The sequence below is a fragment of the Lysinibacillus sp. NPDC097868 genome (assembly GCF_044761135.1).
Lineage (GTDB): Bacteria > Bacillota > Bacilli > Bacillales_A > Planococcaceae > Lysinibacillus.
On sequence record NZ_JBIWBS010000001.1, the window covers coordinates 229,854 to 246,377 of the forward strand.

Genomic DNA, 16,524 nt, shown 5'->3' on the forward strand with positions numbered 1-16,524 from the left:
TGATTTCCGCTACAGGCGTGCGCTTTCCGCGGGCACAGCGTAAGCCGCAACCCTCGCTAGCGCGCGGATTGTTGCGTCTTACGTATTGTGCGTTCCCGCAGGAGTCGCCCGCCTTCCGCTCCAATCAACTGAGCATACTGACAGAGAAAATTTATTTTCCGACCTTCAAAATGGAAAAATGATAAAATGTATCGAAAGTGGGAAATTTTTATGCCCTTTGCTGACACTAAAAACGCAAAACCTGTTAGTGAGGTTTTGCGTTTTGTACTGTTGATTTCCGCTACAGGCGTGCGCTTTCCGCGGGCACAGCGTAAGCCGCAACCCTCGCTAGCGCGCGGATTGTTGCGTCTTACGTATTGTGCGTTCCCACAGGAGTCTAGGTGGATTTTTATTTAGTTCTAAAAAATATCGTACTAGCATAATTCAGAATTGTTTGAGTGCCTGGCACTTTAAATAGCACTTATTAAAATTCTTTATCCATTTGTGGTGAGGTACGATAAAAACGGAAGTTACCCGTTTCAATTCTCGTCACCGTATTTTCTTTAATACGATCGTGGCATGTGTCGCACATATACGTATGAATTGGGCGATTACGTAGTTTTTTTGCTAACGGTAAATCATCATCTAACTGGTTAATAGTATCGCAAATGACACATTTTACGCGCATCGCGTTCCCTCCCTATTCCGCACGAACGGCTAATACATTTTTGATAGGGTTGTCTACATTTGAGCCGTCTCCAAATAATATGTGGACAGGTCCATCTTCAGTTAAAGGTTTGCCATCCTGGCTGTATTTAAAAATTAATGTCTGTGCTTCTGCAATTGTAAATGCATGTTCTTCGGCGTCTTTGCATTCAATGACGATTTTTGTCGCCTCTGGTTTAAGTTCAGCATTTTTTAAAAAATGACTTAATTCGATACCGAAAGTACCTGTTTCCATCCCTTTACGATCGAATTTTCGTTCTGATTTTAAAGTTGGTGGGAAAGTAGCACCTTCCATAATTTCGCGTGACCAGTGAGCACCGACTTCACGCATATATTTTGTATCCGCATCTTCCTCTACTTCTCTTGCTTGGAAGTACGTATTTAAGTCTAGTTTACGATCGTCAAAAATCCAAACAGTTGGATCTAATGTAAGCTGATACGAAACTGCACCCTTGATAGGAATAATTGTTTCCATAATAGAAATCCTCCTCAAATCTTGTATATCCATGAATTAGTATAACGCTAATGTAAGGAGATAATAAAGAAATATAATTTGGATTCTTTATTTTCCTACGAAGACACTTGCATTTTTATCGACTAAAAGATAAACTTTATTAAGATAGAATCGAAGAAATATCAGATAATGGGGGCGTCCTCATGGATACGAAATCACAAACTTCCTTTCAAGAGAAGGCTTTGGAGCTTTTAGTAGCTGATGCAGATAAAATTGCTCGCCTCATTCGAGTACAGATGGATCATTTAACGATGCCACAATGCCCTTTATATGAAGAAGTATTAGATACACAAATGTTCGGCCTTTCACGTGAAATTGACTTTGCTGTGAAGCTTGGACTTATTGAACGCGATAAAGGCAAAGCAATTCTCGATTCACTCGAGAAAGAACTTTCTGTACTACATGACGCGTATACAGACAAATAAAAAGAAAAAACTCAAACGCTGCTTGCGATTTGAGTTTTTTTACTAGAACGAGGTTTTCCAATGAAACAATACTTAAAACGATATGCTCAAAATTTTGATTATCCATTATTTTTTACTGTCTTGTTGTTAAGTTTATTTGGGTTAGTGATGATTTATAGTTCGAGTATGATGGTTGCAATTGTACAAAAGGAACAAGCACCTGACTATTTTTATCAAAAACAACTAATTAATTTAGCTGTCGCGTCTTTAGGTTTTTTGGTAGCAGCATTTTTCCCTTATAAGCATTATGCAAACAAGAATATTATGTTGTTACTTACGATTGTATTAATCGTTCTCTTTACATGGGTAAAAGTAGCGGGTAATGGTGCAGAGGAAGTAGGTTCTCAAAGTTGGATACATGTACCGGGATTCGGGAATTTCCAGCCTTCTGAATATGCGAAACTATTTATTATTTTATATTTTGCTGCAGCATTTTATCGGAAATCTCAAAAATATACATTTGAAAAGCTACAACCAACAGAAATTTTTTATCCGATTTTTCTATGGATACTTGTAGTTGCGGGTGTGGCATTTGAAACAGATTTGGGAGCTGTCATTATTTTATGTGGCATTGCAGTATCCGTTGTAGCGGCAAGTGGTATTCCTTTTAAAACATTTTGGAAGTTTTTTGGCGTATTAGGTGCATTTGGTGCAGCCATTCTTGGTATGCTTTGGCTCTTTAAGGGCGAACTATTAAAAGGGAACCGTAAAGGACGTATCGAGTCTTATTTTAATCCGTTTGATTATGAAAACGGGGTAGGTCACCAAGTTGTCAATAGTTATTATGCAATTGGCGGTGGTGGTTTAGAAGGTCGAGGGCTCGGTCAATCTATTCAAAAGTTAGGATATTTACCTGAACCACAAACCGATTTTATTATGGCAATAGTTATGGAGGAACTTGGTGTATGGGGCGTGCTAATCGTCTTAGGTGGTTTAGGATTTATTGTATATAAAGGTTTTTCTATCGCATTACGAACAAAAGATCCGCTAGCACGTATGATAGCGGCAGGTATTGCTAGCTGGATAGCTTGGCAATCGTTTATTAATCTTGGGGGTGTAACCGGGTTAATCCCGTTAACCGGTGTCACGCTGCCTTTCATTAGTTATGGCGGGACATCTATAATTTTGCTATCTTTAGCTATGGGAATATTGGTCAATGTTTCCATGTTTGAAAGGGTAGAAAGAAAGAAATCACAAACATAAGGGGGATACCTATGGAATCAATCAACAAAATCCTTGTAGCCAATCGGGGAGAAATTGCAATTCGAATTTTCCGTGCGTGTACGGAGCTCAACATTAACACTGTCGCTATATATTCACGTGAAGACAGTGGGGCATTCCATCGCTTTAAAGCAGATGAGGCTTATTTAGTAGGGGCAGGCAAGAAGCCCATCGATGCGTATTTAGATATTGAGGGCATCATTGCAATCGCTAAGGATGCAGGCGTTGATGCGATTCATCCAGGGTATGGTTTTTTATCAGAAAACGTGGATTTTGCACGTCGTTGTGAGGAAGAGGGAATTTTATTCATTGGCCCAACTTCACAGCATTTAGATATGTTTGGTGATAAGGTAAAAGCACGGGAACAAGCTATTAACGCAAATATTCCGGTCATTCCAGGTACAGATGGTCCAGTTGCTTCTGTAGAAGAAGTACAAGCTTTTGGTGAACAATATGGATATCCGCTCATGATTAAGGCTTCCTTAGGTGGCGGCGGACGCGGAATGCGTGTGGTACAAACAAAGGATGATGTTGCGTCTGCTTATGAACGTGCCAAATCAGAGGCAAAAGCAGCTTTTGGTTCGGATGAAGTATATGTAGAAAAGTGCATTCTCCAACCAAAGCATATTGAAGTACAAATTATAGGCGATAAAATGGGCAATATTGTGCATTTATATGAGCGTGATTGCTCAATCCAACGCCGCCATCAAAAGGTGGTAGAGATCGCACCATCCCATTCGATTTCGGAAAATTTAAGAAATAGAATTTGCGATGCAGCGGTTCAATTAATGCAAAATGTCTCGTACATAAATGCAGGGACAGTTGAGTTTTTAGTTGCAGGTGATGAATTTTATTTCATCGAGGTTAACCCTCGAATTCAAGTAGAGCATACGATTACAGAAATGATTACAGGTATCGATATTGTACATGCTCAAATTAAAGTAGCGGCAGGCTACAGCTTGCATAGCGATGAAATTCATATACCACAACAAGCAGAAATTCCGATGATTGGTTATGCAATCCAAGCGCGTGTCACTACAGAAGACCCAGCTAATGGCTTTATGCCAGATACAGGTAAGCTAATGGTATATCGTTCGAGTGGTGGCTTTGGTGTTCGCTTAGATGCCGGTAATGGCTTCCAAGGAGCTGTTGTAACACCGTACTATGATTCGTTGCTCGTAAAAATTTCAACTTCAGGCATGACGTTTAAGGAAGCCGCAGCGAAAATGGATCGAAATTTAAAAGAATTCCGTATTCGTGGGGTGAAAACGAATATTCCGTTTTTAAATAATGTAGTAACCCATAAAAATTTTATAGAAGGCACGTTTGATACAAGCTTTATTGATACAACGCCTGAATTATTTAACTTCCCTGTGCGCCAAGACCGCGGAACAAAACTACTAAGCTATATCGGTAATGTGACGTTAAATGGTTTCCCAGGGGTGGAAAATAAGGCGAAGCCAATTTTTGCTCAGCCAATTAAACCACTAGTAGACTTGAATGGACAGCCACTGTCTGGTACAAAACAAATTTTAGATGAACATGGTGCAGATGGGCTGACAAAATGGATTTTAGAACAGCAAGATGTGTTATTAACGGATACAACGTTCCGTGATGCACATCAATCCTTACTGGCAACACGTGTACGTTCTCAAGATATGTACCAAATTGCAGATGAAACAGCACGTATGATGCATAACTTCTTCTCACTAGAAATGTGGGGAGGCGCAACGTTTGATGTAGCATACCGTTTTTTAAAAGAAGATCCATGGGAGCGTTTAGCGAAGCTACGTGCGCAAATACCAAATGTACTATTCCAAATGTTGCTACGTGGAGCAAACGCTGTAGGATATACGAACTATCCAGATAATTTAATTCGTGAGTTTATTGCTGAGTCTGCTGCATCTGGTATTGATGTATTCCGAATTTTCGATAGCTTAAACTGGATTAAAGGTATGGAAGTAGCGATTGATGCGGCAAGAGATGCAGGGAAAATTGCTGAAGCTGCGATTTGCTACACAGGAGATATTTTAGATGATGGACGTGCGAAATACTCTGTGCAGTATTACAAAGATATGGCGAAGTCTTTAGAGGCGTCAGGAGCCCATATTTTAGCGATTAAGGATATGGCTGGGTTATTAAAGCCGGAAGCTGCATATCGCTTAATTTCGGAGTTAAAAGAAGCGACAAGCCTACCTATTCATTTGCACACGCATGATACAAGTGGCAATGGTATTTATTTATATGCAAAAGCGATTGAAGCAGGGGTAGATATTTTAGATACAGCACTCGGCGCAATGGCCGGCTTAACGTCACAGCCAAGTGCGAACTCACTGTACTATGCCATGAAGGGTAGCCAACGTGAAATTCGTGCCGATATTGAATCGCTTGAAAAGCTTTCATATTACTGGGAGGATGTTCGTAAATACTATAAAGATTTCGAAAGCGGCATGATCAGTCCGCATTCTGAAATTTATGTCCATGAAATGCCAGGTGGACAGTACAGTAACTTACAGCAACAAGCTAAGGCTGTTGGACTTGGCGATCGTTGGGATGAAGTAAAACGTATGTACTCACGTGTAAACTTATTATTTGGAGACATCGTGAAAGTAACGCCATCATCGAAGGTGGTTGGTGATATGGCTTTATTCATGGTGCAAAATGATTTGAATGAAGAAACGGTTATTTCAAGAGGGCAAACAATTGATTTCCCAGATTCAGTTATCGAATTATTCCAAGGGTATATAGGGCAACCACACGGCGGCTTCCCTGAGGAGCTTCAAAAAGTAGTGTTGAAAGAGCGTGAACCAATTACTGTTCGTCCAGGTGAACTGTTACAACCAGTTAACTTTGAACAGCTAGAGGAAGTATTGGCTGACAAATTAAATCGTCCTGTTACGATGAAAGACATACTTGCCTATGCACTGTACCCGAAAGTATTTGAAGAGTATGCTAAAACTGTAGAGTCATTTGGTAATATTTCAGTGTTAGACACACCTACGTTCTTATACGGATTAAAGCTAGGCGAAGAAATTGAAGTGGAAATTGAAAAAGGTAAAACGTTAATTATTAAACTTGTATCGATTGGTGAGCCACAGCATGATGGTACACGTGTTATGTACTTCGAGTTAAATGGTCAATCACGAGAGCTTGTCATTCAAGATATGACAGTAGAAGTGGATGGCAGCATAGCACTAAAGGCTGACCCAAGCAATCCTAATCAAATTGGGGCGACAATGCCAGGTACTGTTTTGAAGGTCGTAGTATCTAAGGGCAGTCCTGTTAAACGTGGTGACCACTTGTTAATTACCGAAGCCATGAAAATGGAAACAACTGTACAAGCACCGAAAGACGGTATAGTGAAAGAGGTATATGCAAGTGCGGGTGATGCTATTTCAACAGGTGACTTATTAATTGAAATTGAATAATTCATTATAGAAGAAGGTTATTAGTTTGCTGCTATTGCATACTAATAACCTTTTTTCTTATAAAAAAGAATAGTAGGAAGTGCTCAAGAAAATAATATAGTACAAAACCCTATAAAAATAGTTTTAATAGTAAAAAACATTTCACTATTATATAGTAGAAATCCACTTTTTTTGACTAAGGTATAAGCAGTTTATTGTTTGCTGATGCTGTTGTTGTATGAAGTCCATTTTCTTGTCAAATATTATATAATCGAAGTACACAAATAGCCTTTTACTTTGTGTCAAAAAAGTAATATAAATTAGCTGCTTCTTAGTAAGGTTCATGCATATGTGTTTTTTACTTTTAGATGAGGAGTAAGTGGGGTAAATGAAAAAAAGACTCGACAGAGCCGAATCCTTTTCTATAGTTATTTATTTTTTTCATTATAATTGCTACGTGCTACAAGCATAATCATGTAACAAAGGAGACCAAATAAAAGTGAAATGAACAATGAATGCAATAAAGCTACTGTTAAATTCAATCTAGTAAGGACTACTGACATACCAGCTAAAACTTGTAATATAACTATGATGAAAGCGATAATCCAGCCATAATAAATAACACGTTGTTGTTTGTATTCTTTTATAGCGTGCCAAGTTATGTATGTAATCCAAATGAAAATAATGATAGCTGCAAGTCGATGTCCCATTTGTACCCATTCGTACATATTGTTTGGTGAGGCAAACGGTGTTTCGTTGTAGCAAAATGGCCAGTCTGGGCATACTAAACTAGAATCAGTATGTCGAACGAGTGCCCCTGTATAAACGACCAAATAAGAATAAATTGTGACAGCAATTGTATGCCAACGTAGTTTTTTCCCAATAAATACGTTATCTGCATCAAACTTACGATCAACTTCAAATACAATCATAGAAAGAATAAGAACGGCAGCAAAAGAAATAAGTGAGATTCCAAAGTGAAGTGCTAGAATGAAGTCTCCTTGTCCCCATAATACTTGAGCTGCTCCAATTAGTGCCTGTGCGATTAAGAAGAACATCGATAAAAAACCTAAAAATTTTACTTCACGAATATGCCCAAGTTTCCGCCATGTCCAAATTGTTAAGACAAGAATTGAAATTGATACGACTCCTGTTACAAGACGATGTGAGAATTCGATTAATACTTCTGTTGTAATTTCTTTTGGGATAAGAGATCCATTACAATCCGGCCAGTTTCTACCGCAGCCTAAGCCACTATCTGTTTTAGTAACGAGTGCCCCGCCAAGTAAAATAAGGAGCATTCCCACTGTAGCGGCAACAGCAAACCACTTCATATACCTGTTGTGTTGCATAAAATGAGTCACCTACTTTATCTATCAATATTACATGAAAGTAATGTTTCTGCTACTAGATGATATCTAAAATACGTTTAAAAAACAACTTGTAAGGAGTAGGTAGTTTTAGATGTTGATTCCATTTCACAAATTGTTCATAATTTCGTGCTTTAACCTTCACAATTCATTTTAGAAAATGATTTACTATAGATATGTTGTTTTTAATTATATTTCTAGACAAAGCTAATTTTTACAACTTCATCTAAATTTCACTAAACGTCTAGAAATCAATCGCAAATTTCGCTATAGTTATTGTTAGCGGAATATGCTTACAAAAATGAAAGGAGAGGTAACATGTCAAACGGTCGTACGTTTTCAGCTACTAGAAATACTGATCCAGGAACTTCATCCGTTGTAAAAGATTTCTTAGCACTGATAAAAATTGGAATCGTTAACTCGAATCTTGTCACAACGTTTACAGGGATGTGGCTAGCATTTCAATTTACTGGTAGACATTTCTTGCAGAAGCTTGATGTTATAGTTTGTATCATGCTTGGTGCTGCATTAATTATTGGCGGTTCTGGTGCAATGAATAATTTCATTGATCGAGATATTGACCCTATTATGAAACGCACAAAGTCAAGACCGACAGTGACAGGTAGATTTAAGCTGAACTTTGTATTGACCATTGCCCTCTCATTTTTAATTGTAGGTGAAATTTTGTTATTTACGGCATCATTTGCGGCCGGCATGTGGGGACTAGTTGGAATATTCGCTTATGTTGTTCTATATTCAATGTGGTCAAAGAGGAAGCATGTTAGTAACACGATTGTTGGAAGTATTTCAGGGGCGATTCCACCAGTAATTGGTTTTGCAGCAGTTGAACCTGCACTTGGCCCAGGAGCACTAGCCCTATTTCTTATGATGTTTGTATGGCAGCCACCGCATTTTTATGCGCTTGCTATGAAACGTACTGAAGAATATCGTGCAGCTAATATCCCAATGCTACCAGTTGTAAAAGGTTTTAAACGAACGAAGTACTCAATGTTTTTCTGGATTCTTTTATTATTACCGTTACCGTTCCTTTTACCTGAGCTTGGAGTTGGATTCTTAGTGCTTGCGACTACTTTGAACGTAGGCTGGTTATTACTAGCTTTAAAGGGCTTTACCACAAAAGACGATATGAAGTGGGCAAATAAAATGTTTATTTATTCATTGAATCATATGACCATATTATTTGTGGCTATCATAATATTTGCGGTATTCAGCTAATTTGGAATTCTTTCTTTCACAAGAATTCATATAGATAGAACCAATGTCCTAGGTACACATGAAAATACAACAAAGAAAGAGGGGTTTAATTAAGCTATGATGAAAGGGCTTAAAAAGTGGCGTCTTTTTTCACTTCTAGCAGTGATGATGGTTTTCCTTTCTGGTTGTGGTGAAGAATATATTTCTGCACTGAAACCATCTGGTCAAGTAGGTAAAGAACAATTCAACCTATTAATGTTGGCTACTGGAATTATGACGTTAGTTGTAGTAATAGTATCTGTAATCTATTTACTTGCATTCTTAAAATTCCGCCGATCAAAAGTAGGCGAAAACGTTATTCCTAAGCAAGTGGAAGGCAGTCACACACTTGAAGTAATTTGGACAGTTATTCCAATTATTTTATTATTAATCTTAGCTGTACCGGTTGTTACTGCTACTTATAAATTTGCAGATGTTGCTGCAATGGACGAAGTAGATGCTGAAGGTAACAAAACTGCCCTAACAGTAAATGTAACTGCAAAGTTATACTGGTGGGAGTTCGAATATCCAAACCAAGGGATTGTAACAGCACAAGAATTAGTTGTACCAACAGGTCAAAAAGTTTACTTTAACTTAAAAGCTGCTGATGTTAAGCACTCATTCTGGATTCCCGCGATTGGCGGTAAAATGGATACTAACGTAGAGAACTTAAACAAATTCTATTTAGTATTCGATAAAGAATCAGCAGATCTTAAAGATGGCGTATTCTATGGTAAATGTGCTGAGCTATGTGGCCCTTCACACGCACTAATGGACTTTAAGGTAAAAACAGTTAGCCCAGATGCATTCGATGCTTGGGTAGCTAGCATGAAAGCAACTGAAGGACAAACTGCTTCAAAAGATTCAACTGATCTTGGTGAAGCAACATTTGCTAACAGCTGTTTAGCTTGTCACGCTGTATCTGGCGTAGGTGGTACTGGTGGAGTAGGTCCTAACTTAACTACATTCGGTGACCGTAACCGTGTTGCAGGTTTCTTAGAACATACTGAAGAAAACGTACAAGCATGGATTAAAAACCCAGGTGACTTTAAACCAGGTAACTTAATGATGAATCCAGATGGTACTGCACCAATCTATGGCGATTTATCTGAAGAAGAAATTCAAGCTCTTGCAACTTACATCATGGGCTTATCAGTAGAGAAATAATTTTTCGTTTATGTAACAAACTTTGAGGGAGGTAAAAGTTGTGAGCTCATATACACAGAAAAAGGGCTTTGGAGCAGCTGTCTGGGATTACATTACAACTGTTGACCATAAAAAGTTAGCAGTAATGTATTTATTAGCCGGTACATTGTTCTTCGCTATCGCTGGTTTTGAAGCGTTATTAATGCGTATTCAGTTAATGAAACCAAATAATGATTTCGTTTCAGCTGGTTTTTTCAATGAATTATTAACGATGCACGGAACGACAATGTTATTCCTTGCCGCGACGCCATTACTATTCGCATTTATGAACATGCTTGTACCATTACAAATTGGTGCACGTGACGTTGCATTCCCGTTCCTTAACTCTTTAGGGTTCTGGTTGTTCTTCCTAGGTGCTGTATTCCTTCACCTATCATTCTTTATGGGTGGCGCACCTGATGCGGGCTGGACATCTTATGCATCATTATCTTTATATTCTCCAGGACATGGTATTGACTTCTATGTACTTGGTTTACAAATTTCAGGGGCGGGTACGTTAATTTCAGGTCTTAACTTTATCGTAACGATTATTACTATGCGTGCTCCTGGTATGACATTTATGCGTATGCCATTATTCACTTGGACAGCTTTAGTATCAAGTGCATTAATCTTATTCGCATTCCCTCCATTAACGATTGGTTTATTAATGATGTTATTTGACCGTATGTTCGGTGGTAACTTCTTTGACCATACAATGGGTGGAAACACAGTAATTTGGGAACACTTATTCTGGATCTTTGGACACCCAGAAGTTTATATTCTAGTATTACCTGCTTTCGGTTTATTCTCGGAGATTATCCCAGCATTCTCTCGTAAGCGTCTATTCGGATACTCTTCAATGGTATTCGCAACAATTTTAATTGGTTTCCTAGGCTTCATGGTTTGGGCTCACCACATGTTCACAACTGGTCTTGGGCCAACTGCAAACGCAATTTTCGCTGTTGCAACAATGGCAATTGCCGTTCCAACAGGTATGAAAGTATTCAACTGGATCTTAACTATTTGGGGCGGATCGATTAAAGTTACTACACCAATGCTTTATGCACTTGGTTTTATCCCGTCATTCGTTGCGGGTGGTGTTACTGGGGTAATGCAAGCATCTGCTCCACTTGACTACCAATTACACGATTCTTACTTTATCGTTGCTCACTTCCACTACGTAATCGTAGGTGGTATCGTAACTGCTTTATTCGGTTCAGCGCACTTCTACTGGCCAATTTTCTTCAACCGTATGTTAAACGAAGCGCTTGGTAAATTGACTTTCTGGGTATTCTTTATCGGATTCCATTTAACATTCTTCGTGCAACACTTCTTAGGTTTAATGGGTATGCCACGTCGCGTATTCACTTACATGGAAGGTCAAGGTTGGGATCAGTTCAACTATATTTCTACAATCGGTGCATTGATGATGGGTGTAGGGGTTATCTTAATGGTAATTAACTGCTTAATGTCTATCAAAGGTAAACCGGCTGGTCGCGATCCATGGGGCGATGGTCGTACTTTAGAATGGTCAATTCCACAACCAATTCCATTCTATAACTTCCGTCAAACACCACTTGTTCGTGGTCTAGATCCATGGTGGATTGAAAAGCAAGAAGGTAATAAAGATGTTACATTTGCTGAGCCATTAGGTGATATTCATATGCCAAACAACTCTGCAATCCCATTCGTTATTTCTTTAGGTATGTTTATCGCAGCATTCGGTGCCCTTTATAATCCAGATGCAGATAAACCATGGTCAATTTATGTATTAATTATTGGTCTTGCTATTACATTTGGTGCTATGATTTTCCGTTCTGTTAAGGACGATCACGGCTTCCACTTACACAAAGAAGACATTATTGAAATTGAAGAACAACTTTACGGTAAAGGAGGAAATAAATAATGGATATCAATACTAAATTTACTCCTCATACTTGGCCAGATCATCCTGAACAAGCAACGATGGAAGGTAAAAATAAAGTCGTTGGTTTCTGGATTTTCCTTGCCTGTGAAGTTGTACTTTTCGCAAGTTTATTTGCAACTTACTTAGCACTTAAGAACAAAGGGCCAGCTGGCATGGAGTTCACAACACAAGGTTTATTTGAATTACCGTTAGCATTTGCAATGACGATGTTACTATTAACGTCTTCACTGACTTCAGTTTATGCAATTTACCATATGCGTAACTTTAATTACAAAGGTATGCAAACTTGGTTAGCAATCACGTTACTTTTAGGTCTTGGCTTCCTTGCCCTAGAAATTTATGAGTTCCAACACTATGTGCACCTTGGTTTCACTTTTAACCAATCTGCATTCGCAACTTCGTTCTATACGCTAGTAGGTACACACGGTTTCCACGTAACTTTAGGTTTAGTATGGATTACAACATTACTTATCCGTAACGCTAAACGTGGACTTAACTTGTACAATGCGCCTAAATTCTTTGTGGCTGCATTATACTGGCACTTTATCGACGTTGTTTGGGTATTTATCTTTACAGTAGTATACTTGATGGGAGTGATCGGATAATATGTCATCACATGATACACCTGTAGTTGCTAAGTCTCAAGCGCAATTCGAATATGATCGTCATCATAATGCCGTTCATATGCGTAAACAAGTAATCAACTTTGCGATCATGATTTTCTTTACGTTTATCGCGTTCGCTGTAGTTGCAGCTGGTTTTTCTAAATACTTAATAGCACCATTTGTTCTATTGCTTGCTGGCGTTCAAGTTGTTCTTCAACTTTATGCTTTCATGCACTTAGAAGATAAAAAAACACACTTCGGTGGTGTTATTGCATTCTTTATGTGGATGGGCGTTTTAATCGCATTTACATTCTTCTTAGCATTTTTAACAATTATTTGGTGGTAATCACCAAAAAAGCATGTTCTCTGCTTCTCGCAGAGACGTGCTTTTTTTGTTTTGCTAATAGAATGTAGTACTGGTAAATTGTTCACCGTTCGTTCATTGCAGTATAGCTGTAAGCGTTTTATAATAGGGGTACTGAGTTTTATTGTCTCTGTATAATTGTGCCCGTTTTTTATAGTGCGACCGCTTTAAAAAAACACGATATTCGCTAGAGGCGTAACTTTATTTTGTAAAAGTTTGTTTCCAAGATAAGTAAAACATTTTGGTGTGCATCACTCGCTTAAGGCGTTAGGAATGTATGCTGGAAAAAGTTAAAGGAGCGCGTATTGTATGCCACTTAGTATATTTGGTTTCCAAGCTTTATGGAGCCCGTATTTAATAGGGGTTCTCGTTTTTATAACAGCGATTTACTTTTTAGTGACAACGAAATGGCGTAAAGATTTTAAAGTAAGTGAGCCATTGAAAAAAAGTGAAGCAATTTATTTTGTATTGGCAATGATTACGATTTATATTATTAAAGGATCTCCAATTGATTTAATGGCCCATATTATGTTTACAATGCATATGGTGCAAATGGCTATTCTTTTATTGCTTGTGCCAATTTTCTTAATTAAGGGTATTCCATGGTGGGTGTGGAAGGTTGCAATTGAAGCGCCTGTTGTCAAACCTTTATTTAAAGTGTTAACATTACCAGTGGTTGCGATATTTGTTTTTATAGGTTTATTTTCTATCTACCATTTACCATCAGTATTAGACTACATTAAATTAAACGAAACATTACACGGTACGTATACATTTGTATTATTTGTTTCTGCTGTTTTAATGTACTGGCCTCTAATTCAAAAAATACCTGATAGTGCTGAAATGAAACCTTTGCATAAATTAGCGTATATTATTGCCAATGCGGTTTTAATTACTCCTGCATGTGCTTTAATCATTTTTGCGCCTAATGCTATGTATGAAACATATACGAGTGGCGAAGCTTGGCTCAAAGCAATGGAGCTATGTGTACCAGCCTCAACTTTATCGGGCTTGTCTTTATCTGGACCAGAGTTATTTACAGATATGAAGCCTGTTGCGGATCAGCAACTTGGTGGTGTTCTTATGAAAATATTACAAGAGATTATTTTTGGTGTTTTAATCGGCGCTATCTTTACAAAATGGTATCGTTCTGAGCAAAAGGACCCTGATAAAATTACTGCCGATGCATTAAAAGCACACCAACAGAAATGGGAAAGAGAACATCAACATCAGCTGTAATAATTGAAATTTATTTTGTATAAGGAGTTTTGTGAATGGAATTGCAAATTTTGCCTACTATTAGTACATCATTTATTGTAATAAGTGCTGTACTTGTAGCAATTGGTTGGGGCTTAATTATAAAGGGAAAAGTAGAAGCACATAAAAAGGTTATGTTAGCTGCTGGTGTTGCTGCACTTTGCTTCTTTATCATCTACGCTTCACGTACGGTCTTTATTGGTAATACAGCTTTTGGTGGTGGTGAGGATTTAAAACCTTACTATACATTCTTTTTAATATTCCACATTACATTAGCAACAGTTGGAGCTGTGTTTGGACTAGTTAGTATTATTTCAGGTTTAAAAACAAACATTAAGCTTCATAAGCGAATTGGACCAATTACTAGTATTATCTGGTTCTTTGTAGCAGTAACAGGTGTTATGGTGTACATGTTATTGTATATACTATTTGAGCCAGGTGAAACAACATCTGTTATTAAAGCGATTTTAGGATTTTAACACAAAAATCTCCCTCCTTACTCTTGAGAAGGTGGGAGATTTTTTATAGAAGACTGATTAAATAAAGAAAGAGCTACGACAACGAGTAAAGGGCCAATTAAAATACCAAGAAAACCAAATATTTTAAAGCCGATAAACATAGCAATAAAAGTGGAGAGCGAAGAAAGACCAATTTTATCACCAATAATTTTAGGCTCAATCATACGACGTATTAAGAAAAGTACCACTGTTAGCACAACTAAGGCTATAGCAAAGACATAATCACCAGTAAATGCTTTGTAAATTGCCCACGGTAACAGTAAAATAAATGAGTCTAAAAAGGGAATAACATCTAATATAACAATTAAAAGTGCTAATATAAACGGAAATGGCGTTTTTAATAAAAAGAACGATATTAAGGCTACAGCAAATATACAAACTCCAACAAGTAATTGAGCTTTAATAAAGCCGAATAATGCAACTTTAACACGCTCTCCGATAAAAAGTATTTTTTGATGGTAATGAAAAGGGATAGGTGCCAATAGTCTTTGGTTAATCGATGGTAAATCTAAAAGTAGCATATACAACACAATCCAATAAACGAAAATATCAAACAAAAGTGATGGTAAGTGGGAAAGTAACGACGACCAATCATTAATATTTGTTAAAGAAAGTGTAAATTTTTCAATGGAAGATAACCCACGTTCAATCATTAATTGAATTTGTGTCACAAGATTTAATGGCAAATGATACGTATAATTAGCTAGCTTGGATTGAATTTGAATCCATAGTGCTGATAATTGGTTGAGATAATCTGGAATATGAATAATAAATGACGAAAACTGTTTCCAGCTTATATAGCCTAAGAGAATACATAGTAGTAATGTTATGCAAAAAAAGAAAACTAAAAAAATGGAGACAATGATTTTACGCTTTTTTCGAAAGCGTTTGCTCATTCGAATAATGAGAGGCTCTAATAATAGTGCGGTTACATAGGCAAGAAGTATAGGGAAAGATAAGGATAAAAACCATAGTATAATTAATCCTATGGCGATGACAATTATAGGATGACGAAAAAAGGGTCTTTTAAAAAATTGTATCAAGTATCTCACCTACATCATTTGAAAGATATAGTTAGTATGAGGAGAAAAAATTTTTTTACTCAAAATAAAAAAGACTGGACCACCAGTCTTTTCTTGATAATCATACATATAAATTCTTATGACATGCTTGCATTTTGGAACTACAAGTAAAATGAACTTGTTGTTGCATTAATACCATCGTTTTTGGTCATTAATATGCAAAGACATTGGCTATACGTTGTTGCTAATGTGCTAATTACGCGTTAACAGTTTCCAACGCTTTTTTGTTAGAAGGAGACTCAACTACGAATGCTTCTAAGTCTAATCTTACTTTTTTTAAGATTTCATCACATTTTTTTACAAGATGAGCTGGGAAAACTTCATCGTCACCATACTCAACACCATGTGGATAGTAGTATTTACCAAGAGCGGGTTTCATTAATGTTAAGACAGCATCATGTGCTCCAACATCACCAGATTGCGCATATGCGAATACGCGTAGGTAGTAACGGCCTTCACGAGTATCGAAACGACGGTCAAAAGTCATGCGTTCGTAATCCCAAGCACCGTCACATTCTAAACCATTATTTTTCATAATGTTTTCAATTAGTTCTTGGTCAGCTGTTAAATTCTCAAGGTTAGTATTCTCAAAATACATCTAATAATCCTCCTTTAGCTTTTCGTACAAAGTATACGCTCATTTTTATAATA

16 protein-coding genes are annotated in these 16,524 nt (G+C 37.5%); 11 read left to right on the forward strand and 5 right to left on the reverse strand.

Annotated elements, in window-relative coordinates:
* On the forward strand, positions 1-182 hold a 182-nt coding region (locus ACIQXJ_RS01050; RefSeq protein WP_403048701.1), incomplete at its 5' end, for a hypothetical protein.
* 281 nt (positions 183-463) lie between these two features.
* On the opposite strand, the gene ACIQXJ_RS01055 is transcribed toward ACIQXJ_RS01050, so the two are convergent.
* The gene (locus ACIQXJ_RS01055; protein ID WP_173477893.1) at positions 464-667 is read right to left on the reverse strand and encodes a YlaI family protein; all 204 of its coding nucleotides are present in this window, start codon (positions 665-667) and stop codon (positions 464-466) included.
* Between the two features lie 12 nt (positions 668-679).
* Positions 680-1,180, reverse strand: a complete 501-nt coding sequence (locus ACIQXJ_RS01060) for a peptidyl-prolyl cis-trans isomerase (RefSeq protein ID WP_403048704.1) — start codon at positions 1,178-1,180, stop codon at positions 680-682.
* 182 nt (positions 1,181-1,362) lie between these two features.
* Between ACIQXJ_RS01060 and ACIQXJ_RS01065 the strand changes: the two genes are divergently transcribed.
* Genes ACIQXJ_RS01065 through pyc form a run of 3 tightly spaced genes read left to right on the forward strand, consistent with a single transcriptional unit; the run spans position 1,363 to position 6,332 of the window.
* Positions 1,363-1,644, forward strand: coding sequence for an Fpa/YlaN family protein (locus tag ACIQXJ_RS01065; RefSeq protein WP_173477891.1), 282 nt, complete (start codon positions 1,363-1,365; stop codon positions 1,642-1,644).
* A 60-nt stretch (positions 1,645-1,704) separates the two neighbouring features.
* Entirely contained in the window at positions 1,705-2,886 is a 1,182-nt protein-coding gene (locus ACIQXJ_RS01070; protein WP_401009589.1) for an FtsW/RodA/SpoVE family cell cycle protein, read from the forward strand.
* A gap of 11 nt (positions 2,887-2,897) precedes the next feature.
* Positions 2,898-6,332 (forward strand): pyruvate carboxylase, encoded by a 3,435-nt coding sequence (pyc, locus tag ACIQXJ_RS01075; protein WP_403048707.1) that lies wholly within the window; start codon positions 2,898-2,900, stop codon positions 6,330-6,332.
* Positions 6,333-6,739: 407 nt separating this feature from the next.
* On the opposite strand, the gene ACIQXJ_RS01080 is transcribed toward pyc, so the two are convergent.
* Entirely contained in the window at positions 6,740-7,663 is a 924-nt protein-coding gene (locus tag ACIQXJ_RS01080) for a COX15/CtaA family protein (RefSeq protein ID WP_401009587.1), read from the reverse strand.
* A 336-nt stretch (positions 7,664-7,999) separates the two neighbouring features.
* Between ACIQXJ_RS01080 and cyoE the strand changes: the two genes are divergently transcribed.
* The 7 genes from cyoE (at position 8,000) to ACIQXJ_RS01115 (ending at position 14,752) form a co-directional block, all read left to right on the forward strand.
* A complete protein-coding gene (cyoE, locus tag ACIQXJ_RS01085) occupies positions 8,000-8,917 on the forward strand; it encodes a heme o synthase (RefSeq protein WP_403048711.1) in 918 nt (305 codons plus the stop codon).
* A gap of 96 nt (positions 8,918-9,013) precedes the next feature.
* A complete protein-coding gene (gene coxB, locus ACIQXJ_RS01090) occupies positions 9,014-10,102 on the forward strand; it encodes a cytochrome c oxidase subunit II (protein ID WP_340826030.1) in 1,089 nt (362 codons plus the stop codon).
* A gap of 40 nt (positions 10,103-10,142) precedes the next feature.
* Complete coding sequence (gene ctaD / locus ACIQXJ_RS01095; protein ID WP_340826028.1) at positions 10,143-12,026, forward strand: cytochrome c oxidase subunit I; 1,884 nt, start codon at positions 10,143-10,145, stop codon at positions 12,024-12,026.
* The gene (locus tag ACIQXJ_RS01100; RefSeq protein ID WP_340826027.1) at positions 12,026-12,652 is read left to right on the forward strand and encodes a cytochrome c oxidase subunit 3; all 627 of its coding nucleotides are present in this window, start codon (positions 12,026-12,028) and stop codon (positions 12,650-12,652) included. The genes ctaD and ACIQXJ_RS01100 overlap by 1 nt, the downstream gene beginning before the upstream one ends.
* Before the next feature lies 1 nt (position 12,653).
* Entirely contained in the window at positions 12,654-12,998 is a 345-nt protein-coding gene (locus ACIQXJ_RS01105; protein ID WP_340826026.1) for a cytochrome C oxidase subunit IV family protein, read from the forward strand.
* Between the two features lie 327 nt (positions 12,999-13,325).
* Positions 13,326-14,255, forward strand: coding sequence for a cytochrome c oxidase assembly factor CtaG (ctaG, locus tag ACIQXJ_RS01110; RefSeq protein ID WP_401009584.1), 930 nt, complete (start codon positions 13,326-13,328; stop codon positions 14,253-14,255).
* Positions 14,256-14,290: 35 nt separating this feature from the next.
* Positions 14,291-14,752 (forward strand): DUF420 domain-containing protein, encoded by a 462-nt coding sequence (locus tag ACIQXJ_RS01115; RefSeq protein ID WP_173477881.1) that lies wholly within the window; start codon positions 14,291-14,293, stop codon positions 14,750-14,752.
* Positions 14,753-14,769: 17 nt separating this feature from the next.
* On the opposite strand, the gene ytvI is transcribed toward ACIQXJ_RS01115, so the two are convergent.
* Together ytvI and ACIQXJ_RS01125 are read right to left on the reverse strand one after the other, a co-directional pair.
* Entirely contained in the window at positions 14,770-15,834 is a 1,065-nt protein-coding gene (ytvI, locus tag ACIQXJ_RS01120) for a sporulation integral membrane protein YtvI (protein WP_403048716.1), read from the reverse strand.
* A gap of 235 nt (positions 15,835-16,069) precedes the next feature.
* Entirely contained in the window at positions 16,070-16,471 is a 402-nt protein-coding gene (locus ACIQXJ_RS01125) for a YugN family protein (RefSeq protein WP_173477879.1), read from the reverse strand.
* Between the last annotated feature and the right edge of the window lie 53 nt (positions 16,472-16,524).

Excerpts from the sequence above, each read along its gene's own strand:
- ACIQXJ_RS01115 (WP_173477881.1), top strand. The coding sequence starts at position 14,291 with ATGGAATTGCAAATTTTGCCTACTATTAGTACATCATTTATTGTAATA.
- ACIQXJ_RS01105 (WP_340826026.1), top strand. The coding sequence starts at position 12,654 with ATGTCATCACATGATACACCTGTAGTTGCTAAGTCTCAAGCGCAATTC.
- cyoE (WP_403048711.1), top strand. The coding sequence starts at position 8,000 with ATGTCAAACGGTCGTACGTTTTCAGCTACTAGAAATACTGATCCAGGA.
- coxB (WP_340826030.1), top strand. The coding sequence starts at position 9,014 with ATGATGAAAGGGCTTAAAAAGTGGCGTCTTTTTTCACTTCTAGCAGTG.
- pyc (WP_403048707.1), top strand. The coding sequence starts at position 2,898 with ATGGAATCAATCAACAAAATCCTTGTAGCCAATCGGGGAGAAATTGCA.
- ACIQXJ_RS01125 (WP_173477879.1), bottom strand. The coding sequence starts at position 16,471 with ATGTATTTTGAGAATACTAACCTTGAGAATTTAACAGCTGACCAAGAA.
- ACIQXJ_RS01055 (WP_173477893.1), bottom strand. The coding sequence starts at position 667 with ATGCGCGTAAAATGTGTCATTTGCGATACTATTAACCAGTTAGATGAT.
- ACIQXJ_RS01070 (WP_401009589.1), top strand. The coding sequence starts at position 1,705 with ATGAAACAATACTTAAAACGATATGCTCAAAATTTTGATTATCCATTA.
- ACIQXJ_RS01080 (WP_401009587.1), bottom strand. The coding sequence starts at position 7,663 with ATGCAACACAACAGGTATATGAAGTGGTTTGCTGTTGCCGCTACAGTG.
- ctaG (WP_401009584.1), top strand. The coding sequence starts at position 13,326 with ATGCCACTTAGTATATTTGGTTTCCAAGCTTTATGGAGCCCGTATTTA.
- ACIQXJ_RS01065 (WP_173477891.1), top strand. The coding sequence starts at position 1,363 with ATGGATACGAAATCACAAACTTCCTTTCAAGAGAAGGCTTTGGAGCTT.
- ACIQXJ_RS01100 (WP_340826027.1), top strand. The coding sequence starts at position 12,026 with ATGGATATCAATACTAAATTTACTCCTCATACTTGGCCAGATCATCCT.
- ACIQXJ_RS01060 (WP_403048704.1), bottom strand. The coding sequence starts at position 1,180 with ATGGAAACAATTATTCCTATCAAGGGTGCAGTTTCGTATCAGCTTACA.